The 26,536-nt window shown below is 62.6% G+C and carries 22 protein-coding genes; 7 read left to right on the forward strand and 15 right to left on the reverse strand.

Going from position 1 to position 26,536, the window contains the following annotated elements; all coding sequences use genetic code 11:
• The first annotated feature begins 27 nt into the window (after positions 1-27).
• Positions 28-1,377, forward strand: a complete 1,350-nt coding sequence (locus BT125_RS20225; protein ID WP_072409634.1) for a spinster family MFS transporter — start codon at positions 28-30, stop codon at positions 1,375-1,377.
• Positions 1,378-1,470: 93 nt separating this feature from the next.
• Here BT125_RS20225 and BT125_RS20230 read toward each other — a convergent pair whose 3' ends face one another.
• Positions 1,471-3,006 carry an MDR family MFS transporter gene (locus BT125_RS20230; RefSeq protein ID WP_170866855.1) on the reverse strand — a complete coding sequence of 512 codons (1,536 nt, stop codon included), beginning with the start codon at positions 3,004-3,006 and terminating at the stop codon, positions 1,471-1,473.
• 51 nt (positions 3,007-3,057) lie between these two features.
• A complete protein-coding gene (pobA, locus tag BT125_RS20235; RefSeq protein WP_072409638.1) occupies positions 3,058-4,248 on the reverse strand; it encodes a 4-hydroxybenzoate 3-monooxygenase in 1,191 nt (396 codons plus the stop codon).
• A 175-nt stretch (positions 4,249-4,423) separates the two neighbouring features.
• On the opposite strand from pobA, the gene BT125_RS20240 reads away from it, so the two are divergent.
• Entirely contained in the window at positions 4,424-5,317 is an 894-nt protein-coding gene (locus tag BT125_RS20240) for a helix-turn-helix domain-containing protein (RefSeq protein WP_072409640.1), read from the forward strand.
• Positions 5,318-5,324: 7 nt separating this feature from the next.
• Here BT125_RS20240 and BT125_RS29475 read toward each other — a convergent pair whose 3' ends face one another.
• The 6 genes from BT125_RS29475 to arcD (BT125_RS20265) form a co-directional block, all read right to left on the reverse strand.
• Positions 5,325-5,501: a hypothetical protein gene (locus BT125_RS29475; protein WP_170866856.1), complete on the reverse strand. Its 177-nt coding sequence runs from the start codon at positions 5,499-5,501 to the stop codon at positions 5,325-5,327.
• Between the two features lie 232 nt (positions 5,502-5,733).
• Positions 5,734-6,093 (reverse strand): DUF5064 family protein, encoded by a 360-nt coding sequence (locus tag BT125_RS20245; protein WP_072409642.1) that lies wholly within the window; start codon positions 6,091-6,093, stop codon positions 5,734-5,736.
• Positions 6,094-6,156: 63 nt separating this feature from the next.
• On the reverse strand, positions 6,157-7,086 hold the full coding sequence (gene arcC, locus BT125_RS20250) for a carbamate kinase (protein WP_072409644.1): 930 nt from the start codon (positions 7,084-7,086) through the stop codon (positions 6,157-6,159).
• Positions 7,087-7,234: 148 nt separating this feature from the next.
• Positions 7,235-8,245: an ornithine carbamoyltransferase gene (locus tag BT125_RS20255; protein ID WP_072409646.1), complete on the reverse strand. Its 1,011-nt coding sequence runs from the start codon at positions 8,243-8,245 to the stop codon at positions 7,235-7,237.
• 70 nt (positions 8,246-8,315) lie between these two features.
• A complete protein-coding gene (gene arcA / locus BT125_RS20260; protein WP_060738884.1) occupies positions 8,316-9,572 on the reverse strand; it encodes an arginine deiminase in 1,257 nt (418 codons plus the stop codon).
• 30 nt (positions 9,573-9,602) lie between these two features.
• Complete coding sequence (gene arcD / locus BT125_RS20265) at positions 9,603-11,030, reverse strand: arginine-ornithine antiporter (protein WP_072409648.1); 1,428 nt, start codon at positions 11,028-11,030, stop codon at positions 9,603-9,605.
• A gap of 391 nt (positions 11,031-11,421) precedes the next feature.
• Here arcD (BT125_RS20265) and arcD (BT125_RS20270) point away from each other — a divergent pair, with 391 nt between their 5' ends.
• Positions 11,422-12,849 carry an arginine-ornithine antiporter gene (arcD, locus tag BT125_RS20270; protein WP_072409650.1) on the forward strand — a complete coding sequence of 476 codons (1,428 nt, stop codon included), beginning with the start codon at positions 11,422-11,424 and terminating at the stop codon, positions 12,847-12,849.
• 117 nt (positions 12,850-12,966) lie between these two features.
• On the opposite strand, the gene BT125_RS20275 is transcribed toward arcD (BT125_RS20270), so the two are convergent.
• The 7 genes from BT125_RS20275 to gap form a co-directional block, all read right to left on the reverse strand.
• Positions 12,967-14,313 (reverse strand): CoA transferase, encoded by a 1,347-nt coding sequence (locus tag BT125_RS20275; RefSeq protein WP_072409662.1) that lies wholly within the window; start codon positions 14,311-14,313, stop codon positions 12,967-12,969.
• 34 nt (positions 14,314-14,347) lie between these two features.
• Entirely contained in the window at positions 14,348-14,788 is a 441-nt protein-coding gene (locus BT125_RS20280; RefSeq protein WP_072409664.1) for a YbaN family protein, read from the reverse strand.
• Between the two features lie 128 nt (positions 14,789-14,916).
• On the reverse strand, positions 14,917-15,507 hold the full coding sequence (locus BT125_RS20285; protein ID WP_072409666.1) for a biliverdin-producing heme oxygenase: 591 nt from the start codon (positions 15,505-15,507) through the stop codon (positions 14,917-14,919).
• 141 nt (positions 15,508-15,648) lie between these two features.
• Positions 15,649-18,243, reverse strand: coding sequence for a TonB-dependent receptor (locus BT125_RS20290; protein WP_072409668.1), 2,595 nt, complete (start codon positions 18,241-18,243; stop codon positions 15,649-15,651).
• 118 nt (positions 18,244-18,361) lie between these two features.
• A complete protein-coding gene (locus tag BT125_RS20295; RefSeq protein WP_083564530.1) occupies positions 18,362-19,267 on the reverse strand; it encodes a FecR family protein in 906 nt (301 codons plus the stop codon).
• A gap of 142 nt (positions 19,268-19,409) precedes the next feature.
• Positions 19,410-19,916 (reverse strand): RNA polymerase sigma factor, encoded by a 507-nt coding sequence (locus BT125_RS20300; RefSeq protein ID WP_072409672.1) that lies wholly within the window; start codon positions 19,914-19,916, stop codon positions 19,410-19,412.
• A 202-nt stretch (positions 19,917-20,118) separates the two neighbouring features.
• Positions 20,119-21,120, reverse strand: a complete 1,002-nt coding sequence (gene gap / locus BT125_RS20305) for a type I glyceraldehyde-3-phosphate dehydrogenase (protein WP_072409674.1) — start codon at positions 21,118-21,120, stop codon at positions 20,119-20,121.
• 230 nt (positions 21,121-21,350) lie between these two features.
• Here gap and edd point away from each other — a divergent pair, with 230 nt between their 5' ends.
• From edd to BT125_RS20325, 4 genes are all read left to right on the forward strand, one after another.
• Positions 21,351-23,177, forward strand: a complete 1,827-nt coding sequence (gene edd / locus BT125_RS20310) for a phosphogluconate dehydratase (protein ID WP_072409676.1) — start codon at positions 21,351-21,353, stop codon at positions 23,175-23,177.
• Positions 23,174-24,133, forward strand: coding sequence for a glucokinase (locus BT125_RS20315; protein ID WP_072409678.1), 960 nt, complete (start codon positions 23,174-23,176; stop codon positions 24,131-24,133). The genes edd and BT125_RS20315 overlap by 4 nt, the downstream gene beginning before the upstream one ends.
• 187 nt (positions 24,134-24,320) lie before the next feature.
• Complete coding sequence (locus BT125_RS20320) at positions 24,321-25,052, forward strand: response regulator (protein ID WP_060738873.1); 732 nt, start codon at positions 24,321-24,323, stop codon at positions 25,050-25,052.
• Positions 25,042-26,511 (forward strand): ATP-binding protein, encoded by a 1,470-nt coding sequence (locus BT125_RS20325; protein ID WP_072409680.1) that lies wholly within the window; start codon positions 25,042-25,044, stop codon positions 26,509-26,511. The genes BT125_RS20320 and BT125_RS20325 overlap by 11 nt, the downstream gene beginning before the upstream one ends.
• Positions 26,512-26,536 lie beyond the last annotated feature (25 nt).

Consider the following 26,536-nt stretch of genomic DNA (forward strand, 5'->3'; position numbering starts at 1 on the left):
GCCCATAACAATAAAAGAGACGGACCCATGCAGAACTCGACCCAAGCGGCGAATGCCTGGCGCATTCTGTTCCTGTTGTTCCTGGCCAACCTGTTCAATTTCTTCGACCGCACCATCCCGGCGATCATCATCGAGCCGATCCGCATGGAGTGGAGCCTCAGCGACTTCCAGATCGGCATCATCGGCACCGCCTTCACCATCGTTTATGCCATTGCTGGCTTGCCGTTGGGGCGCATGGCCGATACCGGTTCGCGCAGCAAGTTGATGGGCTGGGGCCTGGCGGCCTGGAGCGGACTGACGGCGGTGAACGGCCTGGTGGGCAGTTTCTGGGCGTTCCTGGTGGTGCGCATGGGCGTCGGTATCGGCGAGGCCAGCTACGCACCAGCCGCCAACTCACTGATTGGCGATCTGTTCCCGGCCCACCGCCGGGCTCGAGCGATGGGTATCTTCATGCTCGGCCTGCCGCTGGGCCTGCTGTTGGCGTTTTTCACCATTGGCGCGATGGTCAAGGCGTTCGACAGCTGGCGAGCGCCGTTCTTCATCGCGGCGGTACCCGGGCTGGTGCTGGCGGTGTTCATGTTTTTCATCAAGGAGCCCAAGCGCGGCGCGGCGGAAACCGTGCAGGTCTCCCAGGAAAAGATCGACAAGCCGGTTCGCCGGGTGCTGGCGATTCCCACCTTCCTGTGGCTGGTGCTGGCGGGGCTGTGCTTCAACTTCGCCACCTATGCCTGCAACTCCTTCCTGGTACCAATGCTGCAACGTTATTTCCTGATGCCGCTGCACGAAGCGGCTGTGGCCACCGGCATCATGGTGGGCGTGACGGGGTTGTTCGGGCTCACCCTGGGCGGCTGGGTCGCGGACAAGATCCACCAGCGCGTGCCCAACGGCCGCCTGCTGTTTGCAGCGTTCAGCCTGGCGATCTCGACGGTCACCACGGCGTGGGCCCTGCATGCCGGGCGCATTGAGATCGGCGTGTTCGTGGCGGTATTCAGCGTTGGTTGGCTGTTTGCCTATAACTTTTACACCTGCGTCTACACCGCCATCCAGGACGTAGTGGAGCCGCGCCTGCGCGCCACGGCGATGGCGTTGTACTTTGCCGGGTTGTATTTGCTTGGCGGCGGCTTGGGGCCGGTGGTAGTGGGCGGCTTGTCCGACTACTTCGCCCGCACGGCCATGGCCAGCGCGGGTGTCGATCAGATGACCGAAGCATTCAAGGCCATCGGCCTGCATGACGCGATGTACCTGATCCCGGTGGCGCTGCTCTTGACCATGGTGTTCCTGTTCCTGGCGTCACGCTGCTTCGTGCGCGATGCCAAGCGGATGAAGGACGGGATGAGCGCGGAGGTGATGGCGCAGGGCGTCGCGGCGACGGCTTGATAGCACCAGACTCAGCTCCGGTGATGAGCCTGCTTTTGTGGCGAGGGGATAAATCCCCTCGCCACAGGTTTGTGCATGGCAGCGAAATGGTGCCTAGCGAACCTTCTCATCCCGCCCACGCAGCAAGCGATTGGGCATCGCCACCGCGGCCGCCAGCCCCAACAGCGATACCGCCGCGCTGATCAACAGCAAATGCCGGAATGTCGCCTGCAATGCCTGGCGCAAGGCCTCCTGCGCCTCGCCCGGGGCGGCGTTCAGACCGTCCAGCAAGACATTGCCGCTATGCCCCTCGCCGAGCAGCGACGAGCCGGCGAGCTGGGCGAAGTTTGAATCCTGCAGCAAGGCCAGCAGCAAGGCCGACATCAACGCCACGCCCACCGCGCCGCCAAGGGAACGGAACAGGTTGGTGGTGCTGGTGGCGACGCCAATGTCCTGTTGGTGTACGGAGTTCTGCGAACCCACCAGCGACGTGGGGAACTGCATGCCCGAGGCGATGCCGCTGAGCAGCATGAACAGGCTGCTGAGCCAGAACGCGTCAGGCGCAGTGAAGGCCATGCCGAGGATGGCGAAGGGAAAGAGCAGGGCACCGCTCAGGATCATCGGTTTGTAGCGCCCCGTGACCGAGGTCCGGCGGCCAGCGAAATACGCACCGATCGGCAGCCCTATGGCCAGCGGCAGCAAGTGCAACGCCGCACTGTCGGCACCGGCGCCGGTCACGCTCTGGAAGCGCAACGGCATCAGCACCGTCAGGGAAATCGCCTGGAAACTGGTGAAGAACACCGTGCACCAGCACAGCACCGCGCTGCGGTTGGCGAACAGATGCATCGGCAGCAACGGTTCCCGCGCCCGTCGCTCGTACCAGGCGAACGCTCCGAGGGCTATCCCCGCGCAACCCAGTAATCCCAGCACTTCACGGCTGTGCCAGGCATGGCCCTGGCCGACCTCGGTGATCCCCAGCAGCAACGCCGTCAGGCCAATGATCAGCAACACGGTGCCCAGGTAATCGATGATCGGCGTGCGTTGCGGCACTGGCAGCCCCACCAGGGTGCGGCGGGCCACCCACCAGGCCGTGAGGCCCAGCGGCAGGTTGATCCAGAACACCCAGCGCCACGACAAGTATTCGGTCATGTAGCCACCGAGCACCGGCCCGGCCACGCTGGCCACCGCGTACATGCTGCTGAAATACCCTTGGTAGCGACCCCGCTCGCGGGGCGGGATGATGTCGCCGATGATCGCCTGGCTCACCGAAATCATCCCGCCGGCACCGATGCCCTGGACAATCCGCGCCAGCACCAGTTGCTCCATGTTTTGCGCCAGGCCACAGAACAGTGAGGCCAGGGTGAACAGGCCCATGCCGAACAGCATCAGCGGCCGGCGTCCGTAGAGGTCACCGAGCTTGCCGTAGATGGGCACCGCCACGGTCATGGCGACCATGTAGCCGGAAATTACCCAGGCCAGCAGGCTGACGTCGGCAAATTGTGCGGAGATGGCCGGCATCGAGACGGCGACGATGGTCTGGTCCAGAGCACCCAGGAAAATCGCCAGCATCAGGGCCACCAGCACGCTGCGGATGGCCGGTTTCGGGGCTTGGAGCGTATCGAGCTGAGTCACGACAGAACCTGCGGGCATTGCGCCGAAGAGGCGAATGGGATGAAGCCCGCAGTTTAAGTCGGTAGGCGGCTATTCGATAGCCTCGTAAGGGAGTCCGACGTAATTTTCCGCAATGGTTTTTCGGCCGGCCTCGGAGTCGAGGAAGTATTCCAGCTCGGCTTCGCTGATGCGCTGGTTGAAGGCATCGTCGTCGAAGCGGTGCAGCATCGACGTCATCCACCACGAGAACCGTTCGGCTTTCCAGACGCGCCGCAGGCAGATGGCCGAATATTGCTCCAGCAAGTCCACACGGCCGTCGCGATAGACCTTGAGCAGGATGTTGAACAACGTGCTGACATCGCTGGCGGCCAGGTTCAGCCCCTTGGCCCCGGTCGGTGGGACGATGTGGGCCGCGTCGCCCACCAGGAACATCCGTCCGTATTGCATCGGCTCGACCACGAAGCTACGCAGCGGCGCGATGCTTTTCTCGATGGACGGGCCGGTCACCAAGGCCTCGGCCAGGTCGGTGGGCAGGCGGTTTTTCAGTTCATGCCAGAAACGCTCGTCCGGCCAGTCGGCCACTTGTTCCTCGGCAGGGACTTGCAGGTAGTAACGGGTGCGGGTCTTGGAGCGCATGCTGCACAGGGCAAAACCGCGGGCGTGCCGAGCGTAGACCAACTCTTCGTGAACCGGCGGGGTGTCGGCCAGTACGCCGAGCCAGCCAAACGGGTAGACACGCTCGAAAACCTTGAGTTTTTCCGCCGGAATGGACTGTCGCGCCACGCCGTGGAAACCGTCGCAACCGGCAATGTAGTCGCAGTCCAGGCGCAAGGTTTGCCCTTCATGCTCGAAGGTCACGAAAGGGTGCTCGGTTTGCATGTCGTGGGGCTGGGCGTTGCTGGCCAAGTACAACGTGCGGGCGCCGGCGGCTTCGCGGGCGGCCATCAGGTCACGGGTCACTTCGGTCTGGCCGTAGACCATGACGTTTTTACCACCAGTCAGGCCCTTGAGGTCGATGTGCACCCGCCGGTCGTTGAGCACCAGTTCAAAGCCGTCATGGGGCAGGCCCTCGGCGTCCATGCGTTGGCCGACGCCGGCCTGGCGCAGCAGTTCGACCATGCCTTGCTCCAGCACGCCGGCGCGGATGCGGCCCAATACATAGTCGGGGGTCTGGCGTTCGAGGATGACAGTGGCGATTCCGGCGTTGTGCAACAACTGGCCGAGCAGCAGGCCAGAGGGGCCGGCACCGATGATAGCGACTTGGGTCTTGAGGGTTTTCATTGTTCTTATGACTCGCACGAAGCACGCGACCAGGGTCGGTGTTGATTATTAGAAATCGAGTGCCTACATTTTTCGCTTGCGGACCTGTCAGTTGAAGGGGAAAACTGAGCCGATACCTGTACTTTCTACCAATTGGTGCGATTATCGCCCGCAACCCCAGGCCCGGATCCACGTTATGAAAAAAACTGATCTGCCTTCGATCCCGGTGTTCAAACTCTACGGTGAGAGCCAGGAATGGCCGACCCCGGACCTGCTGCACTGCGAAACCATCTCCAAGCGCAGCCGCGAGCATCACTGGGAAATCAAACCCCATCGGCACGCCGATCTGTGTCAGTTGTTGTTTGTCTTCAAGGGCCAGGCGGAATTGGAAATCGAAGGCCGGCGCACGCAGCTCACCGAGCCGGCCGTGCAGATTCTGCCGCCGCTGTCGGTCCATGGCTTTCGTTTTTCCGAGGATGTGGAAGGTTACGTGGTGACCCTGGCGGCGCCGTTGGTCACGCACCTGCAAGGGCAACTGGGGCATTCGGTCAATGTGCTGGCCCAGGCCGAAAGCTACCCCGCCCTCGAGAACGCCGAGTACCTCAACAGCCTGTTCAGCGCCCTGCAGAATGAATACATGGGGCATCAGCCGGCTCGGGAAATGCTGATGCATGCGCTGGTCAGCGTGATCATGGTCTGGGTCAGCCGCCAGGTGATGCAGCGACATACCCAGGCCCAGCGCCCGCAACGGGCCCGGGAATACCTCAACGGGTTCATTCAGTTGGTGGAAGAAACCTATCGCGAGCACGTCAAGGTCGAAGACCTGGCCCATCGCCTGGGCATTTCCGTGTCGCACCTCAATGGCACCTGCAGGGAACTGGCGGGCCAACCGGCGTTGCAGATCATGCACGAGCGTCAGTTGTTGGAAGCCAAGCGCCTGCTGACCTACACCGGCATGACTATCTACGAGATTTCCGAACTGCTCGGGTTTTCCGACCCGACCAACTTCACCCGGCTGTTCCGCCGGCGCGTCGGTATCTCGCCCAAGGCGTTCCGGGACCGGCTCAAGACCGATCAACAGGACGACTGACCACGCCTCAGCGCAGGGCGTTCAGGGTCGCGCTGTGGGGGATGCAGCGTTCGAAGTTGCAACTGGCGTATTCACGGGGCAGTTGCCTGGCCTGCTCGACCCGGTAGGCCGCAGTGCCATACAGCGCAAGCGTGGCGGCGCAGGTGACGAAAATGGCGAAGCGTCTTCTTGTTTTGATGTTCATGGCGATGACCTCTGAACGAATACCCGGGGGTACTACTTTCAGCATAGGTCAGCCGTGACGGGTTGCCAGCCTGGTAAGCGTCGCATTTAACCCGACATTCAGGGCGCTGATATCCCCTGTGGGAGCGGGCTTGCTCGCGAAAGCGGTGTGTCAGTCACCATCAATGTTGACTGTTGCTCCGTCTTCGCGAGCAAGCCCGGTCCCACAGGGATAGAGGTGTTTTTTGGGCGGGTTATGCCAGGTGCTCTGGCTTCATCGGATCGCCCGGCTTGACGTCCAGTTGCTTGCGCACGTCTTCGAACATTTCGTCGTAATACTTGTGCATCGAGCCGATGCTGGCGGTCTTGGGCAGGCCATATTGCTGCGCGATACGCGTGGCGTGGCGGGCGAAGTCGAAGGCCTGGTCCTTGGCCAGGAAGAAGGTCTCGTCCAAGGACTTGTCCTCCACCGTGCCATGCACCCGGAACGACATGCCGGTGCCTTCCTTGGGGTCCTGTGCGACCTCGTAGTCGATGCACAGGTTGTAGCTGAAATCTTCCTTGTTCAGCGCATGGCGTTCCATGTGCAGGTGACCGGGTTCGAACATGGCCATAAACGACTCTCCTCGAAGGCGTGGGTGTAGGGCAGACCCCGGATCCGCCCTGCAAGTTTCCTGTTATCGATAAGCGATGCCAGGTGTTGACGTGCTGACGCGGGTTCCGGCCTGGCCCTGGACGATAGCATCGATGTCCGACAGCGACCCGATCACCGCGACCTTGCCAGTGTTGCGCGCGAACTCGCAGGCGGCCTGCACCTTCGGCCCCATGGAGCCTGCGGCGAAGCCGAGGCGTTCCAGTTCGTCGGGGTGGGCCTGGGCGATGGCTTTCTGGGTCGGCTTGCCGAAGTCGACGAACGCGGCGTTGACGTCGGTGGCGATCACCAGCAGATCGCTTTCCAGCTGTTCGGCCAGCAGCGCCGAGCACAGGTCCTTGTCGATCACCGCTTCGACGCCCTGCAGCTTGCCGTCGGCGTCGTACATCGTCGGAATGCCGCCACCGCCGGCGCAGATCACGATGCTGCCTTTTTCCAGCAGCCATTTGATCGGGCGGATCTCAAAGATGCGCTTGGGCCTGGGGCTTGCGACCACGCGGCGGAACTTGTCGCCGTCCGGGGCGATGGTCCAGCCTTTTTCAGCCGCCAGCTTCTGCGCCTCTTGTTGGCTGTAGACCGGGCCGATGGGCTTGGTGGGGTTCTGGAAGGCCGGGTCGTTGCCATCCACTTCGACCTGGGTCAGCAGCGTGGCGAAGGGGACTTCGAAGGCCAGCAGATTGCCCAGTTCCTGTTCGATGATGTAGCCGATCATGCCTTCGGTTTCGGCGCCGAGCACGTCCAGCGGATACGGCGTGACCGCGGTGTAGGCCGCCGCCTGCAACGACAGCAGGCCAACCTGCGGGCCGTTGCCGTGGGCGATGACCAGTTGGTTGCCGGGGTGGATCTTGGCGATCTGTTCGGTCGCGGTGCGGATATTGCTGCGTTGGTTCTCTGCGGTCAGGGGTTCACCCCGACGCAGGAGGGCGTTACCGCCCAAGGCAACGACGATGCGCATGGTGTTGTCCTTCAAAAAAATGGACGAACAACGCGGTCCTTTGTGAGAGCGAGCTTGCTCGCGATAGCGGTGTGCCAGTCGACATCAATGTTGCCTGTTCCTGCGCCATCGCGAGCAAGCTCGCTCCCACAAGGGAACTGCATTGGTTTCAGATATCCGCCAGCGCCGACACCAGGATCGCCTTGATGGTGTGCATGCGATTCTCCGCCTGCTCGAAGGCGATATTGGCCGGGGATTCGAAGACCTCTTCGGTCACTTCCACGCCGTTGGCCAGGTTCGGATAGCGGGCGGCGATGTCCTGGCCGACCTTGGTTTCGCTGTTGTGGAACGCCGGCAGGCAATGCATGAATTTCACCCGTGGGTTGCCCGAGGCTTTCATCATTTGCGCGTTGACCTGGTAGGGCAGCAATTGCTCGATGCGTTCATCCCAGGCTTCCACCGGTTCGCCCATGGACACCCAGATATCGGTGTGGATAAAGTCCACGCCCTTGACCGCTTCTTTCGGATCCTCGGTGATGGTGATGCGTGCGCCACTTTCGGCGGCGAAGGCCTGGCACTGGTCGATGAAATCCTGATGCGGCCACAGGGCTTTCGGCGCGCCGATGCGCACGTCCATGCCCAGTTTGGCGCCGATCATCAGCAGCGAATTGCCCATGTTGTAGCGCGCGTCGCCCAGGTACGCGTAGCTGATGTCATGCAGCGGCTTGTCGCTGTGTTCGCGCATGGTCAGGGTGTCGGCGATCATCTGGGTGGGGTGGAATTCGGCGGTCAGGCCGTTGAACACCGGCACCCCGGCGAACTTGGCCAGTTCCTCGACGATCTCCTGTTCGAAGCCCCGGTATTCGATGGCATCGAACATCCGCCCCAGGACCCGGGCGGTGTCTTTCATGCTTTCCTTGTGGCCGATCTGCGACGACACCGGGTCGATGTAGGTGACGTGGGCACCCTGGTCGTGGGCCGCGACCTCGAAGGCACAGCGGGTGCGGGTCGAGGTCTTCTCGAAGATCAGCGCGATGTTCTTGCCCTTGAGGTGCGGTTGTTCGGTGCCGGTGTACTTGGCACGCTTGAGGTCGCGGGACAGGTCCAGCAGGTAGTGCAGCTCGCGGTTGGTGTGGTGCATCAAGCTCAGCAGGCTGCGGTTGCGCATGTTGAAAGCCATGATATGGATCTCCTTGGGTTTCGGTTATCCCCTGGGCTGCGTTCGATAAACACTGGCCCAGGCTCGAAGGTCAGTAGTCGATCGGGTCGCGAATGATCGGGCAGGTCATGCAATGGCCGCCGCCGCGGCCGCGGCCCAGCTCGCTGGCGCTGATGGTGATGACTTCCACCCCGGCCTTGCGCAGCAGCGTGTTGGTGTAGGTGTTGCGGTCATAACCGATCACCACGCCTGGCTCCACCGCCACCACGTTGTTGCCGTCGTCCCATTGCTCGCGTTCGGCGGCGAAGCTGTTGCCGCCGGTCTCCACCACCCGCAGCGCCGGCAGCTTGAGCGCCGCGGCCACGGTGTCGAGGAAGCTGCCTTCTTCACGGCGCACATCGATGCCGCCGGGCTTGCTCTCGTCAGGGCGCAGGGAGAAGGCGACGATCTGGCTCACCACTTCCGGGAAAACCGTGACCAGGTCGCGATCGCAGAAGCTGAACACCGTGTCCAGGTGCATGGCGGCGCGGGACTTCGGCAAGCCGGCGACGATCACCCGCTCCACGGCCTTGTGCTTGAACAGGTTCAGCGCCAGTTGGCCGATGGCTTGGCGGGACGAACGTTCGCCCATGCCGATCAACACCACGCCGTTGCCAATGGGCATCACGTCGCCGCCTTCGAGGGTAGCGTTGCCATGCTCCTGGTCCGGGTCGCCGTACCAGATCTGGAAGTCAGCCTGAGTGAACTCGGGGTGGAACTTGTAGATGGCGCTGGCGAGCAGGGTTTCCTGGCGGCGCGCCGGCCAGTACATCGGGTTCAGGGTCACGCCGCCGTAGATCCAGCAGGTGGTGTCACGGGTGAACTGGGTGTTGGGCAGCGGCGGCAGGATGAAGCTGGAGTGTCCGAGGAAGTCGCGGAACATCTGGATGGTCTTGCCACCGAAACTGTCCGGCAGGTCGTCGGCCGAGACGCCGCCAATCAGGAACTCGGCGATATGGCGCGGTTCCAGGCTGCGCAGCCAGGAACCGACTTCGTTCACCAGGCCCAGGCCCACCGAGTTGGCGGTGATCTTGCGCTGCAGGATCCAGTCCAGGGCTTCGGGGATGGCGACGATGTCGGTCAACAGATTGTGCATCTCGAGCACGTCGATGCCACGCTCGCGCATCTTGGTGACGAAGTCGAAATGATCGCGCTTGGCCTGGTTGACCCAGATCACGTCGTCGAACAGCAGCTCGTCGCAGTTGTTCGGGGTCAAGCGTTGATGGGCCAGGCCTGGGGAACACACCATGACTTTACGTAATTTACCGGCTTCGGAATGAACGCCGTACTTCACTTTTTCCGTGGTCATTAGAAATCCTCCTGTTAAACAATCAGCCAGCTACAAGGTCAGGAAGCCGTCGTAGAGCCCATAGGCGGCCACCAGGGCGCCTGCGATCACTGCGGCGAAAATCAGCTTCTCGACAGAGGTGAAAACCGGTCTGCCCAACTCGCGCTTGGCCTTGGCGAACAGAATCGCGCCGGGGGCATAGAGCAGGGCGGAGAGCAGCAGGTACTTGATCCCGCCGGCATACAGCAGCCACACCGCGTAGATCAGGGCGATGGTGCCGATGACCAGATCCTTGCGCCGCTCGGCCACGAAGCCTTCGTAGGTCTCGCCGCGCACCGCCAGCAGCACGGCGTAGGCCGCCGACCACAGGTACGGCACCAGGATCATCGAGGTGGCGAGGTAAATCAGTGACAGGTAAGTGCTGGCCGAGAACAAGGTGATGACCAAAAACAGCTGGACCATCGCGTTGGTCAGCCACAGGGCGTTGGCCGGTACGTGGTTGGCGTTCTCCCGGCGCAGGAACTCGGGCATGGTGTGGTCTTTGGCGGCGGCGAACATGATCTCGGCGCACAGCAGCACCCAGGACAGCAGGGCGCCGAGCAGCGAGATGATCAGGCCGACGCTGATCAGCACCGCGCCCCAGTGGCCCACGACATGCTCCAGCACGGCGGCCATGGACGGGTTCTGCAGCTTGGCCAGTTCCGGCTGGGTCATGATCCCCAGGGACAACACATTGACCAGCACCAGAAACAGCAACACGGTGATGAAGCCGATCACGGTGGCCTTGCCGACATCGCTGCGTTTCTCGGCACGGGCGGAAAAGATACTCGCGCCTTCGATGCCGATGAACACCCACACGGTGACCAGCATCATCTTGCGCACCTGGTTCATCACGCTACCCAGGTCCGGGTTCATCGTGCCCCAGATGTCTCTGGTGAAGATATCCAGCTTGAAGGCGAACACGGCGATCAGCACGAACAACACCAGTGGCACGACCTTGGCGATGGTGGTCACGAGGTTGATGAATGCCGCTTCCCGGATGCCGCGCAGTACCAAAAAGTGCACCGCCCAGAGCAGCACAGACGAACCGATTACTGCCGCTACGGTATTGCCCTCACCAAAAACCGGGAAAAAATACCCCAGGGTGCTGAACAGCAACACGAAGTAACCGACGTTGCCCAGCCACGCGCTGATCCAGTATCCCCAGGCCGACGAGAAACCCATGTAGTCGCCGAAACCGGCCTTGGCGTAGGCATACACACCGCCGTCCAGATCGGGTTTGCGGTTGGCCAGGGTCTGGAATACGAACGCCAGGGTCAGCATGCCGACGGCGGTAATCGCCCAGCCAATCAGCACCGCGCCGACGTCGGCGCTGGCGGCCATGTTTTGTGGCAGGGAAAATATCCCGCCGCCGATCATGGAGCCGACAACCAGTGCAACTAGCGCACCCAATCGAAGTTTTCCGGGGGTATCAGACATTTTGCGAGACTCCAATGCAGGAGAAGAGAGTCAACAGACTAAGTCGATTTGAAAGTTAAATAGCTGATCTGGATCAGTACATGACAACATTCCGTTGTTAATGAAGGAGTTAAATGCTTTCCTTCACGTCCGTAAATCGACGTGAGCCCCGTTCTAGAGGCTCCGACAGGCAAGCGAGGCGGGATCAATCCCCCGTGGGACTATTCAAGCTAGTTGATTTCCAGTGGATCGCAACTATTTTGTAGGTGGCTTTCTGGCAAAAAACAATTGGCTGTATTGGCCTTTATTATTGCCGTTCTGGACAGTGATCGAGGAAATAATCCTTGGACTTTACGCGCACGACGTTATTCAAAAACGTTATGCCGCATTATTTACTTAATGAGCGAAAAAGATGCCGCAGCCGATTGAAAAGTTACGACTCGGTGCGCTGGTCGCGCTGGTGGTGGGGTCGATGATCGGCGGCGGGATCTTTTCCCTGCCGCAGAACATGGCGGCCCGGGCCGACGTCGGCGCGGTGCTGATCGGTTGGGCGATTACCGCCGTCGGCATGCTGACCCTCGCTTTTGTCTTTCAGACCCTGGCCAATCGCAAGCCCGAGCTGGACTCGGGTGTCTATGCCTACGCCAAGGCCGGTTTCGGCGACTACATGGGCTTCTCTTGTGCGTGGGGCTACTGGATCAGTGCCTGGATGGGCAACGTGGGTTACTTCGTGTTGCTGTTCAGCACCCTGGGGTATTTTTTCCCGGTGTTCGGCCAGGGCAACACGCCGGTGGCCATCGCCTGTGCATCGTTGCTGCTGTGGGCGGTACATTTCCTGGTATTGCGCGGGATCAAGGAGGCGGCGTTCATCAACCTGGTGACCACCATCGCCAAAGTGGTGCCGCTGGTGATGTTCATTGTCATCGCCGCAGTGGCGTTCAAAGCCGAGGTGTTCACCCGGGACATCTGGGGCGGGATGAACCCGGACCTGGGCAGCGTGATGGACCAGGTGCGCCACATGATGCTGGTCACGGTGTTCGTGTTCATTGGCATCGAAGGCGCCAGTGTCTACTCGGCGCGGGCGGAAAAACGCGCGGACGTCGGACGTGCGACGGTGATCGGTTTCCTCGGGGTCCTGGCGCTGCTAGTGCTGGTGAACGTGTTGTCCCTGGGGATCATGAGCCAGCCTGCCCTGGCGCAACTGCAGAACCCGTCCCTGGCCGGCGTTCTGGAACATATCGTCGGGCCTTGGGGCGCGGTGTTGATCAGCCTCGGCCTGGCGGTGTCGTTGTTGGGCGCGCTGTTGTCCTGGGCGCTGTTATGCGCCGAAATTCTCTATGCCACCGCCAGGGACAAGACGATGCCGGCGTTCCTGACCAAGGAAAACGCCAACCGTGCGCCGGTCAACGCGTTGTGGCTGACCAATGGCATGATCCAAATGTTTTTGCTGATTACCCTGTTTTCCGCAGGCACCTATACCAGCCTGATCTACCTCGCGTCATCGATGATCCTGGTGCCGTACCTGTGGTCGGCAGCCTATGCGGTGTTGCTTTGCGCACGGGGCGAAACCTATGGGCAGGCCTCGGCCCGGCGCATGAAGGACCTGTGCATGGGTGGCGTTGCGCTGTGCTATGCGGTGTGGCTGCTGTATGCCGGCGGCGTGAAATACCTGCTGCTGTCGGCGCTGTTGTACGCGCCGGGGGTGATCCTGTTTGCCCAGGCCAAGCGCGAGCAGCGCCAACCCTTGTTCACCCCTGTGGAGAAAGGCGTCTTTGCGTGTGTGATGTCCGGGGCGGGCGTGGCGGCGTATGGGTTGTACGTTGGCGTGCTGGTGTTGTAAGGCTCGTGCGGTTCCCGTGGCGAGGGAGCTTGCTCCCGCTGGGCTGCTCAGCAGCCCCAAAAAAACAGGGCCGCTACGCGCCCCAGCGGGAGCAAGCTCCCTCGCCACAGGCCTTCTTCACCACTGCGGGCGATGGGCGCCCAGTTCTGCCGCCGGCAAGGTCCATTGCAGAGGCGTCCCGGTGATTTTCAACGGCACCTGCAAGCGGTGGGCTGGCCCCCATGGCGTTTGTTCGACCACCAGACCCTGATCATCGTCGTTCTCGGCGCGCAATGGCGTAGGGTCCCCTGGGCCACGCTCGATCAACAGCTTCGCCGTGCGTGCCAGTGACAGGCGTGCCGAGCCGCCGTGACCGCTTTCCAGGCGTCGGGACAGTAGCACCAGGGCGCTGGCCACCATCAGGTAGCCGGTGCCATGGTCCAGCGCCTGCACCGGCAGCGGTGTCGGTTTGTCGGTGTGTTTCCAAGCCATGCCGGCCTCGGCAATGCCGCTGCTCATCTGCACCAGGCTGTCGAAGCCGCGCCGGTTCTGCCAAGGGCCGCTCCAGCCGTAGGCGTTGAGGCTGACGTCGATCAGGCCCGGGGCCAGTTGTCGACGCTGTTCGGCGCCATAACCCAGGTGCTCCAGGGCATCGGCACGGTAGCCGTGCAGGAGGATGTCGGTGTCTTTGAGCAGTGCCTCGAACACCGCGCGATCATCGGGCCGATGCAAGTCGAGGCGGGCGCAGCGTTTACCCAGCGTGACTTCCGGGACCACGCCGGGTTCGTTCCAGGTCGGTGGGTCGATGCGCAGCACGTCGGCTCCCAGGCCAGCGAGGAATCGGCTGGCGACGGGGCCGGCCAGCACGCGGGTCAGGTCCAACACCTTGAGGCCCGCCAGTGGCTGGGTCACGGAGCCGAGCCAGGGCTTGCGCTGTTCTGCAGTCGTTTCACTCAGATGCACCAGCGGTTCGGCATTCACCGCCATGCCTTGGGGGTGAGCCTGCCAGGACTGCCACGAACGCATCTGGGCGGCGCAACCGCCGGCGTCGACCACGGCCTGTTCCAGCTCGGCCTTGTTCCAACGGACCACCCTCGCCGCCATGTCGGCGCGGTCGGTACAGGTGCCGAGGACCTTTTCCGCGGCCAGGCGATGATGCGGCGCGTTGGTGTGCAGGCGAATCCAGCCGTCGGCGCAGGCATAGTCACCGGCCACCGGGTCCCACATCGGCGGCACGCTCCAGCCGATGGGGCGCAGGGAGGTAGAGAACCAGAACGACGCCAGGCGCCGGTCGACCTCGACGGGCGCCTGGCGTCCGGTTTGCTGGTGGATGAGCGCGACCGCTGCCTGGCCCGCCACGGCGATGCTGGCGCTGGCCAACTCCGTGACGGCGAAGGCCGAGGGCAGGGCGCCTTCGTCGCTGAAGGTGATTGGGGTCGTGGGCAAGCCGAGTGCGGTTTGCATGGACGTGAGCAGATCTGACATCGAAAGCCCTCCAGTACGAGAGGGCGATCATAGATCAAAAATCCGTTGGGGGCCGCTTTGCGGCCCAGCGGGAGCAAGCGCCCTCGCCACAAGTGCCCTGTGCCTGTTCCGGGCGCGACCAGATCCACAGATTGCCCAGGCCCATGCCCGCGAGCGCCAGGTAAACCGGCCAGCCGTGGTCGAGCATTACCAGCATCAGCCCGGCACACAGCAGCATGCTGACGGTGGCAGCCACCTTGGCCCGGCGCGGGATGACCTTGCCGTTGCGCCAGTTGTGCAGCATCGGCCCGAACAACCGGTGGTTCTCCAGCCAGGCGCTCAGGCGCGGCGAACTGCGGGTCGCGGCCCAGGCGGCCAGCAGGATGAACTCGGTGGTCGGCAGGCCGGGCACGACGATGGCGACCAGGCCGATGGCCAGGCTGGTGTAGGCAAGCAGGGTGAAGAGAAATTGGGTGAGTTTCGAGGGATGGTTCATCGGTACCTTTCAGGCATACACATTTCCATGTGGGAGCGGGCTTGCTCGCGAAGGCGGAGTAACAGGCACAGTTATTTTGACTGACACACCGCTTTCGCGAGCAAGCCGGCTCCCACAGTGGACTAAGCTCAGGCCTGTTCCACCGCATAAGCCTGTTCCAGCAGCACGGTAAAGCGGTTGAAAGCATCCAGCGCGCCTTTATCCGCCTCGGCTTCCTGCTGTTCGGTGAAGGCCAGGCCGTCGAGGGTGCGGGTGAAGGTTTTCCAGCCTTCGGCGCGCCCGCCGGCAGGTTCCGCCAGGTGCCGGGCGCCGAAGGTTTCGCTCAGCCCCAGGCCCACGGCACGCTTGATCAGGAACGCGGCGCCGAGCTTGGAACCTTCGGAGACGAACAGCCAGCCCAGGGCTTCGGCCTGGGTCGGATTGTGTACCGCACCGGTCACCGGCGCGGGGACTTCGGTGTCCAGGTCGGCGAGATCTGCCCTGGCAGCGTCGGCCCGGCAACGGGCCGGCAGGTCGGGAATCAGGGCGGACAGCTCGGCGTCGTTGTACAGCGCCACCAGTTCCGACTGGAACAAGTACTGGGCGACGACGAAACGGGCGAAGCTGGCCGGGGTTTCGAACGGGGCGTGGGCCTTGACCAGGGCGTCGAGCTTGCTGTGAGGCTCGTGGGTGATCTGGTTCAGGCGTTGGGAGCGTGAAGCGGGACGCTGGGTATTCATGAAAAGAATCCTTTGAGTGAGCACATTGTGGCGAGGGAGCTTGCTCCCGCTCGGTTGCGCAGCGACCGCAAAATCCAGGGGCCGCTTCGCAGCCCAGCGGGAGCAAGCTCCCTCGCCACAGGGGAAATCCTTGGGTCTGGGTCAGATATCCCAGATCAGGTTCACCGCGAAGTTACGCCCGGGCGCGGTCAGGCGATCGAGGTTGGCGGGGCTCAGCACGGCCGCTTCGCCGACGCTGTCGTAGCCGCGTACGTCATCCCACAGCCAGTATTTCTTGTCGGTGAGGTTGTAGAGGCCGCCGCTGACGGTCACGTCGCGGGTCACCTTGTAGAAACCCGTCAGGTCGAGGATGCCGAAGCCTGGTGTCTTGAACTGGCTGCTCACGCCATCGGGCGAGTTGAAGTTGCTGTCGTCGACGCGGTCCTTTTTCTTGACCAGGGTCCAGCTGAGCAACGTGCCGAACTGCTCCTGGTCGTAGCCCAGGCCAAACACGCCGGTGAGCGGGTTGACGCTGTTGAGCGGCTCGCCCGTGTCGTTGTTGCGACCGTAGGCGTAGGCCACCGAACCTTGGGTGTACAGGCCCTTTGGCGCGCCCAGCACATCCAGCTCAAGGCGTCCCTTGACCTCGGCGCCCTTGATGGTGGCGTGCTTGATGTTGTTGCTCTGGAAGGTCAACTGGTTGGCGCCGGGGGTGATGGCGTCCTCGTTGATGAAATCGCGGTACTTGTTATAGAACACCGCCACATCGAACGAGCCGGAGTCGAAACGCCCACGCAGGCCAGTCTCGTAGCTTTTGCTTTTTTCCGGTTCCAGGTCGGGGTTGGGTTCCACGCTATAGCCGGCGTTGGGGTTGTCGAAACGACCGTACAAGGCCTTGGCGGTCGGCGTGCGAAAGCCTTCTGCGTACTGGCCATACCAGGTGTACTCATCGTTCAGGGCATAGGTCAGGCCGAATTTGGGCGAGACGCGATGCCAGGTCTTGTTCTTGTCGCTGACTTCACCACCGCCGGTGGGGTCCACGGTGTTGAGGAATTCCTCGGTCAGATGGGGCTTGAGCTGGGTGTAGTCGTAGCGCAGGCCGGGCGTGAAGGTCCATTTATCCCAACTGATCTGGTCCTGGACGAACAGGGCATAGCTATTGATGGTCGGATCGGGGAAGTCACTGGCTTTTGCCAGCACGTCCCGGGTACTGATGGCGCCCACCGCAGAGCAACCGACCCCGACCGCCAGGCACACGCCATTGCCGCTGCGCGAACCGGTGACTTTCTGTTGCTTGATCGTGGTGCCGTAGGTCAGCGCGTGATCGGTGTCGGCGATGCTGAAGGCCTTGTCCAGTTGCGCATCGAAGACCCACTGCTTTTCTTCGTAGAGAGTGTCCCGGGTGCGCAGGACCTGGCGGGTGATCGGGAAATAGAACTCGGCGGTGCTCTGGTCGGTCTTGGCGACCTGGTGGTTCAGGCTCCACTTGACGTGGTCGGCCAGCAGGCTGTCGAGGGCGAAGCTGTGCTCCAGGCCGAAACGCTCGCGGGTGATGGTGTCGTTGCCGGTACGCCACTGGTACATGCCCCCGGGTAGTACAAAGTCGGGGATCGCCGGCTGGCCGTTGGCGTAGGGGCCGCCGTAGGCGCTTTTCAGGTCGCTGTCGCGGTCGTCCTTGTATTTCTCGTAGACCAGGCCAAGGCGTGCGTCATCGCTGTAGTTCCAGCCGAGCTTGGCCAGCACGTTGTTGGCGCGCACGTCTTCCGGGTTGGCCGCGGTGCGGTCCAGGCCGGTGCCGTTGTGGCTGCCGTAGGACTCGGTTTCGTGACCGTCGCGCTGGCTGTAGTGCAGCAGGCCGTCGAATGGGCCGCTGCGGCCGGCGACGGTGGCGGACTTGAGCCAGCTCTCGTCGGCGGAGCTGTAGCCGGTCTTCAGGCGGGCGCCAACGTCCTGGCCGGGCTTGATGATGTCGTCCGGATCGAGGGTGAAGTAGCTGACGGCACCGCCAATGGCATTGCTGCCGTACAGCACCGAGGCCGGACCGCGGAGGATTTCCACGCGCTTGATGATTTCCGGGTCGACGTAATTGCGCTGGGTCTTGGCGTAGGGGCCGTTGAAGAAACCGCCGGGTACTTCCACGCCGTCGACCTGGGTCAGGATCCGGTTGCCGTCGATGCCGCGAATGTTATAGCCACTGATGCCGCCGCGCTGGCCCGCACCGCCCACCGACACGCCCGGTTCATAGCGCACCAGGTCCTTGAGGGTATTGACGTTGTTGCGGTCCAGTTCCTGGCGGTCGTGGACGGTGACCGTGCTGGGTACGCTGGTGATGTCCTGTTCCTGGCGGGTGGCGCTGATTGTCACCTGTTGCAGCTCCATCGCGCTGCCGCTGCTGCGTCTTTCCAGCACGATGCTGTTGTCGCCGAGCTTGCGGTAGCCCAGTTGGGTCCCCACCAACAGGCGCTCCAGGGCTTTTTCAGGCGGCAGCGAGCCGTTCACCCCTGGCGACGCGACGCCTTCGGCCAGCTCCGCCGGCATGCCGACTTGCCAGCCGGTGACCGCGGTGAATGCATTCAAGGCCGAGACCAGTGGCTGTCGGGCGATGGCAAAGGTGTAGTCGCCCATGTTGCGGGCAGGGGGCTGCACGGCGGTGGCAGCCAAGGCGAGCGGCGCAGTGCCGGCCATCAGGATGGCGGCGGTGAGCAATGACAGCGTGCAAGAGGGGGAAAGAAACCGGCAAGTAAGGCGAGAGGACATCGATAGCGCTCCGTGTCGCATCTGTTATAGGTGCAGATCGCATCGCTGGATGCGAATCAATTGCATTGGCTATAACGAGACGAACCAGCGGAGCCTATCGAGTAAAAATAATTCTCATTTAGTTCAAGATCACCAGTGCCGGGAACTCCTGAAGCCGCGCCGAGGTGATATGGGCCAGGGAGCGGACCACGTCCAACGGCTGATCGAGGCGGTAATTGCCGGTCACCGCGACATTGGCCAACTGTTCGTTACTGTTGATGATCCAGCCGGGGTAGTAGCGGCGCAGCTCGGCCAGTACCTGGCTCAACGGCCGGTTCTTGAACACCAGCCGACCCTGGACCCAGGCCAGGTCGGTGTTGGCATCGAGACGGGCCGGACGGTCGAAGCCGTTGGGGCCGATGCGGATGCTCTCCCCGGCCGACAGCCGCACATGGGTGTCGTTGCGATTGGCCCGCAGATCCACATCGCCACGCTGGACCTGGACCTGGGCCACGCCGTCGAGGTAACGCACGGCGAACGTGGTGTCGCTGACGCTGGCGGTGACCGGGCCAGCGTCGATTTCCAGCGGCAGGGTGCGGTTGCCCGGGACCTCGAAGAAGGCCTCGCCCTTGTACAAGCGGGCCACGTACCGTTGTTCGTTGAATGTGCTGGAGAACGCCGAGTCGGTATTGAGCAGGACCTTGGAGCCGTCTTCCAATTGCAGGCGCTGGCGCTCACCGACCACGGTCAGGTGATCGGCCTGCAAGCGCAGGGGCAGGTCGCTGAAATTGAACAGGCCGAGAAACAACACGGCGGCGGTGGCCAGGGGTTTCCAGTGGGCACGCAGGCGCGACAGCGCGGTGACCTTGGGCGCGGTTTCAAGTTGGCGGGCACTTTCCATCACCTGTGGCCCGTTCCAGATCGCCTGGGCCCGGGCGAACGCCTCGCCATGACGTGGGTCGGCCGCCAGCCAGGCCTGGAACTGCCGCGTCTGTTCCTCGCAGGGGCTGTCCAGCAGGATCAGCCAATCCAGCGCCTGCTCCATGGCATGGGCGGTTTCCGGCGTCGGTGCAGGAGAAGGGGAGTTGTCCGTCACGGTGGGTTCTCGTTTCTCGGTTCAGCGGCAAGTTACAAGCTTCAAGTTTCAAGTCGCAAGCCCAAGCCTGCACACAACTGCAGCTTGAATCTCATCGCTGCAGTTGTCCCACACAGATCGCCATGATCAGTTTCAGTTCCTTTTGCACCGTACTCAAGGACACGCCCAGCCGTTCGGCGATTTCCTGGTAACGGTGGCCATGCAGGCGGCTGAGGATGAAGATCTGCCGTTGTCGCGGGCTCAAGGCCTGCAGGCTGACATTCAGGCGCTCGAGCAGTTGCTGGGCATGGGCGGCGTCCTCGGCGCTGCTCTGGGGGGCGACGACGTTTTGGACGACTTCCAGCGGCACGTCATCCAGCAGGGTCCGGGCCTGGGCGCGTCGGGCACGCAAATGGTCCAGCGCGAGGTTGCGGGCGGTCTGGAAAACAAAAGGTTCGAGGTGCTCGACCGTGCGTTCGGCCAATGCGCGGGTGACACGCAGGTAGGTTTCTTGAAGCAGGTCTTCGGCGGTACTGGGGTTGCTGACCATGCGCTCGAGGGTGCGCAGCAGCGGCGTGCGCTGGGCGAGGAAGACGTGATGAAAGCGCGATTGACTCACGGTAGGGCCCGATCCGGTTTGAGTTGATGATAATGCTTATCATCTACGTCGCGGGTCAAGCCTTCATTCATTTCAAGAATTTGAAGCCTTGTGGGAGCGAGCTTGCTCGCGATGATGGCGTGTCAGTCGCCATCGATGTTGGCTGATACAGCGCTATCGCGAGCAAGCTCGCTCCCACAGAAGCTCGATACTGCCGTGTCAGTTATTCGGCATTACACAACGCCAGGCAGTTATCCAGCATGCGGTTGGAGAAACCCCACTCGTTGTCATACCAGGCCAATACCTTGAGGAGCTTGCCGCTGGCCTTGGTGTGGTTGGCGTCGAAGATCGACGACAGCGGGTTGTGGTTGAAATCGCTGGAGACCAGCGGCAGGGTGTTGTAGCCGAGGATCTTCGAATGCTGGCTGGCCTGGCGCAGCAGTTCGTTGACTTCCTCGGCCGACGCTTCGCGCTTGAGCTGCACGGTGAGGTCGACCAGCGAGACGTTGATCACTGGTACGCGCACCGCCATGCCGGTCAGCTTGCCGGCCAGTTCCGGCAGCACCAGGCCCACCGCTTCGGCGGCGCCGGTCTTGCTTGGGATCATGTTCTGGGTGGCCGAGCGAGCACGGTACGGGTCGCTGTGGTAGACGTCGGTCAGGTTCTGGTCGTTGGTGTATGCATGGATGGTGGTCATCAGGCCGCTTTCGATGCCCAGCTCGCGGTGCAGCACCTGGGCCACCGGGGCCAGGCAGTTGGTGGTGCACGAAGCGTTGGAGATGATCTGGTGGGACTGGCGCAGGATGTCGTGGTTCACGCCATACACGACGGTGGCATCGGCGCCCTTGGCCGGGGCCGAGATGATCACCTTGCGGGCACCGGCGCTGATATGGGCGGCCGCCTTGTTGCGGTCGGTAAACAGGCCGGTGCATTCGAACACCACGTCGATCTTCTCGGCCGCCCAAGGCAGTTCGGCCGGGTTGCGGATGGCGCTGACCGAGATGCGGTCGCCATTGACCGTCAGGCTTTCGTGATCGTGCTGGACGTCGGCGTCGAAGGTGCCATGCACGGTGTCGAACTTGAGCAGATGAGCATTGATTGCACTGTCGCCCAGGTCGTTGATGGCGACGATCTGCAAGTCGCGACGATAGCCTTGGGTATACAGTGCACGGAGGACGTTGCGGCCGATGCGGCCAAAACCATTGATTGCGATTCGAAGAGTCATTAACTGCGCCGCCGTCGATTTGTTGTTGGAATTACAAGATTATTCGCATAAAAATAGAAAACAAGCCTTTTTAGTGGCAATATTTTGTTTTATCTACAACGAGTGACCTGAATCAACTGGTCCGAATGGTCAAAAACCGTCTGTCGCCTCGCCTTCCACACAGCGTGCAGCGGGCTTTTGACCAGCATAGACAATCAGGTCGCCACACCCGTTAGCCTGGAGTTCTACACATGCATCCCCGCGTTCTTGAGGTCACCGAACGGCTTATCGCCCGCAGCCGCGCCACGCGTCAGGCTTACCTTGCATTGATCCGTGGTGCCGCCAGCGACGGTCCGATGCGCGGCAAGCTGCAATGCGCCAACTTCGCTCACGGTGTGGCCGGTTGCGGCACCGAAGATAAACACCACCTGCGGATGATGAACGCCGCCAACATCGCCATCGTGTCGTCCTATAACGACATGCTCTCGGCCCACCAGCCCTACGAAACCTTCCCGGAGCAGATCAAGAAAGCCCTGCGCGAGGTCGGCTCGGTCGGCCAGTTCGCCGGAGGCACGCCGGCGATGTGCGACGGCGTGACCCAGGGCGAGGCGGGGATGGAACTGAGCCTGCCGAGCCGCGAAGTGATCGCGCTGTCCACGGCGGTGGCGCTGTCCCACAACATGTTCGACGGCGCGCTGATGCTCGGCATTTGCGACAAGATCGTCCCAGGCCTGATGATGGGCGCGCTGCGCTTCGGTCATTTGCCGACGATCTTTGTGCCAGGCGGGCCGATGGTCTCGGGCATTTCCAACAAGGAAAAAGCCGACGTGCGCCAGCGCTACGCCGAAGGCAAGGCCACCCGCGAAGAGCTGCTGGAATCGGAGATGAAGTCCTACCACAGTCCCGGCACCTGCACCTTCTACGGCACCGCCAACACCAACCAGTTGCTGATGGAAGTGATGGGCCTGCACTTGCCGGGCGCCTCGTTCGTCAACCCGAACACGCCGCTGCGCGATGCCCTGACTCGTGAGGCGGCGTTCCAGGTGACGCGCATGACCAAGCAAAGCGGCAATTTCATGCCCATCGGCGAAATCGTCGACGAGCGCTCGCTGGTCAATTCCATCGTTGCGCTGCACGCCACCGGCGGCTCCACCAACCACACCCTGCACATGCCGGCCATCGCCATGGCGGCGGGTATCCAGTTGACCTGGCAAGACATGGCCGACCTCTCCGAGGTAGTGCCGACCCTGAGCCACGTCTACCCGAACGGCAAGGCCGACATCAACCACTTCCAGGCGGCCGGCGGCATGTCGTTCCTGATCCGTGAGTTGCTCGAAGCCGGTTTGCTTCATGAAAACGTCAACACCGTGCTCGGTCATGGCCTGAGCCGCTACACCCAGGAACCGTTCCTGGAGGATGGCGAGTTGGTGTGGCGCGACGGCCCGATCGAAAGTCTCGACGAAAACATCCTGCGCCCGGTGGCCCGCGCCTTCTCGCCAGAAGGTGGGTTGCGCGTGATGGAAGGCAACCTGGGCCGTGGGGTGATGAAGGTCTCGGCCGTGGCCCTGGAAAACCAGATTGTCGAAGCCCCGGCCATGGTCTTCCAGGACCAACAGGACCTGGCGGACGCGTTCAAGGCCGGCCTGCTGGAAAAGGATTTTGTCGCGGTGATGCGCTTCCAGGGCCCGCGCTCCAACGGCATGCCGGAGCTGCACAAGATGACGCCATTCCTGGGGGTATTGCAGGACCGTGGCTTCAAAGTGGCGCTGGTGACCGACGGCCGAATGTCCGGCGCGTCGGGGAAAATCCCGGCGGCCATCCATGTCAGTCCTGAAGCTTATGTCGGTGGTGCGTTGGCCCGGGTGCAGGAGGGCGATATCATCCGTGTCGATGGCGTCAAAGGCACCTTGGAATTGAAGGTGGACGCCGAGGAATTCGCCGCGCGCACGCCGGCCAAGGGCCTGTTGGGCAACAACATCGGCACCGGCCGCGAGCTGTTCGGTTTCATGCGCATGGCCTTCAGCTCGGCGGAGCAGGGCGCCAGCGCCTTCACATCTGCCCTGGAGACGCTTAATTGAAACTGGCTTTGGTCGGTGACATCGGTGGGACCAACGCACGCTTCGCGCTGTGGAAAAACCACACCCTGGAAAACATCCAGGTGTTGGCAACGGCGGATTATGCCTGCCCGGAAGATGCCATCCAGGTGTACCTGGGCGGCCTGGGTCTGAAACCGGGCGCCATCGGTTCGGTGTGCCTGTCGGTGGCCGGACCCGTGAGCGGCGATGAGTTTCGCTTTACCAACAATCACTGGCGCCTGAGCAATCTGGCGTTCTGCCAGACCCTGCAGGTGGAGCAGCTGTTGCTGGTCAACGATTTCTCGGCCATGGCCTTGGGCATGACCTGCTTGCGTCCCGATGAGTACCGGGTCGTGTGCGAAGGCACCCCGGAGCCGATGCGTCCGGCGGTGGTGATCGGGCCGGGTACCGGGTTGGGCGTCGGCACGTTGCTGGATCTGGGTGAGGGCCGTTTCGCCGCGTTGCCGGGGGAGGGCGGCCATGTCGACCTGCCCATGAGCAGTCCGCGGGAAACCCAGCTGTGGCAGCACATCTACAACGAGATCGGCCACGTCAGCGCCGAAACCGCCTTGAGCGGCAGCGGTTTGCCTCGGGTGTACCGGGCCATTTGCGCAGTGGACGGCCATGCGCCGGTACTCGATTCTCCCGAATCCATCACCGCGGCCGGCCTGGCCGGCGACCCCATCGCCCTGGAAGTGCTCGAGCAGTTCTGCCGCTGGCTGGGGCGTGTGGCCGGCAACAACGTGTTGACGCTGGGCGGACGCGGCGGGGTCTACATCGTCGGTGGCGTGGTCCCGCGCTTTGCCGATTTCTTCCTCGAAAGCGGTTTCGCCCGCTGCTTCGCCGACAAGGGTTGCATGAGCGATTACTTCAAGGGCATTCCGGTCTGGCTGGTCACGGCGCCGTATTCCGGCCTGATGGGCGCCGGCGTGGCGTTGGAGCAATCCGCCGCCGCTTAAAGTTTGGTAGATACCCACCCCCTGTGGGAGCGAGCTTGCTCGCGATGACGGAGTGCCAGTCGCCATTGAGGTTGACTGCTGCACCGCTATCGCGAGCAAGCCCGCTCCCACAGAGTTTTTGCAGTGTGTTTGTAGGCCTTGTCCATCAGGCATAATCGCCCCAATCCAAACAACAAGGACGAGGCTCGTGAGTTCAGTAAACAAATCGATTTTGTTGGTCGACGACGACCAGGAGATTCGCGAACTGCTGGACACCTACCTCAGTCGTGCGGGGTTCCAGGTGCGGACCACGCCCGACGGCGCCGGGTTTCGCCAGGCGTTCAACGATGCGCCGAGCGACCTGGTGATCCTCGATGTGATGCTGCCCGATGAAGACGGCTTCAGCCTTTGCCGCTGGGTTCGCCAGCACCCACGCCAGGCTCATGTGCCGATCATCATGCTCACCGCCAGTTCCGACGAGGCCGATCGGGTTATCGGCCTTGAGCTGGGCGCCGATGATTACCTGGGCAAGCCTTTCAGCCCGCGTGAATTGCAGGCGCGCATCAAGGCGCTGCTGCGCCGGGCGCAATTCGGCCAGGAACGCTCCGGCGGGGAAGTGCTGGCCTTCGATGAATGGCGGCTGGACATGGTCAGCCATCGGCTGTTCCACACCGACGGTGAAGAAGTGATTCTCTCCGGCGCCGACTTCGCCCTGCTCAAGCTGTTTCTCGATCATCCCCAGGAAATCCTCGACCGCGACACCATCGGCAATGCGACCCGTGGTCGTGAGTTGATGCCCCTGGACCGGATCGTCGACATGGCGGTCAGTCGCCTGCGCCAGCGCCTGCGTGACACCGACAAACCACCGCGGCTGATTCGCACGGTGCGTGGCAGCGGTTATCAACTGGCGGCCAGTGTGGTTGCCAGCAATGGGCATTGACTGGGTCAGGAAAATCGCCCGACGGGTGCCGGTACCGCACTCGTTGCTGGGCCGGATGCTGCTGCTGACCTTGCTGGTGGTGTTGTTCGCCCAGACCTTGTCCAGCCTGATCTGGGTCTCGCAACTGCGCGCCACCCAGCTCGAAGGCCTGGTCACCAGCGCCCGTAGCCTGGCCCATTCGATGACCGCCAGCGTCAGTTACTTGCGTTCGCTGCCAGTGGCGTACCGGCCATTGGTGCTGGACCAACTGCGCAGCATGGGCGGTACGCGGTTCGTCGTCACCCTCAACGACAAGCCCCTGGGCATGGACGTGCTGCCGGTGACGCCGCGCAAGCAAGCGGTGCTCAAGGCCGTGGATGAAGTGCTGCGTCGCTCCTTGGGCGCCAACGCCGACATCTCGGTGACGTTTGTCAGCCCCGACGACCTGCGGATTTTCAACGCCGGGCTCAAGCTCGATGAGCTGCCCCGTTCGTGGGCCCACTATGCCCTGACGTTGGAACCGGTGAATCCGCCGGTGCTGGTCACGCAAATCCAGATGGCGCCGGGGGAATGGCTGTACATCGCCTCGCTGCTGCCAGAACCCTACACCAGCCTCGAAGAACAAGACTTGCCCAAGCAACAGGTCGGTTTCATCGTGCTCACCAGCAGCCTGTTATTGCTGTTCATCGGTTTGCTGGTGCACTGGCAGAGCCGGCCCCTCAAGCGTCTGGCCCGGGCCGCGCGCGACATGTCCCTGGGGGCCGAAGTGGAACCGGTGGCCGAGGGCGGTGGCAGCGAAGTGGTGGAAGTGGGGCGAGCGTTCAATGCCATGCGCGAACGCATCAGCCGTTACCTGACGGAGCGCAGCCAGTTGTTCAGCGCGATTTCCCACGACTTGCGCACACCGATCACTCGATTGCGGCTGCGGGTCGAGCTGCTGGAGGACGAAAACCTGCAAGCCAAGTTCGGCCGTGACCTGGATGAGCTGGAGCTGCTGGTCAAAGGTGCGCTGCAATGCGTCAAGGACACCGACATCCACGAAAACATCGAGCCGGTGGATCTCAACCATGTGCTCGATTGCCTGGTCGAGCCTTACCTGGCGCCTAACGGCAACGGCCGGGTGACCCAGGATGGCCGGGCGCTGGCGCCGTATCCCGGCAAGCCGCTGGCCCTCAAGCGCTGCATCGGCAACCTGATCGACAACGCCTTGAAGTACGGACAGAACGCCCACTTGCACATCGACGACGATGAAACCGCGTTCATCCTGCACGTCGACGACGAAGGGCCGGGGGTGCCGGAGCAGCGCCTGGAGCAAGTCTTCGAACCGCACTTCCGCCTCGCCGGGCAACAGCAGGGCTATGGCCTGGGCCTGGGCATCGCCCGCAACATCGCCCACAGCCATGGTGGTGAGGTGAGCCTGCAGAATCTGCGTGAGGGTGGGTTGAGGGTGACCTTACAGTTGCCTCGCAGTGTGGATTGATCGGACCGCGTTATCGTTCATCGCG

It is taken from the genome of Pseudomonas sp. NFACC04-2, assembly GCF_900119265.1.
GTDB classification, from domain to species: domain Bacteria; phylum Pseudomonadota; class Gammaproteobacteria; order Pseudomonadales; family Pseudomonadaceae; genus Aquipseudomonas; species Aquipseudomonas fluorescens_AA.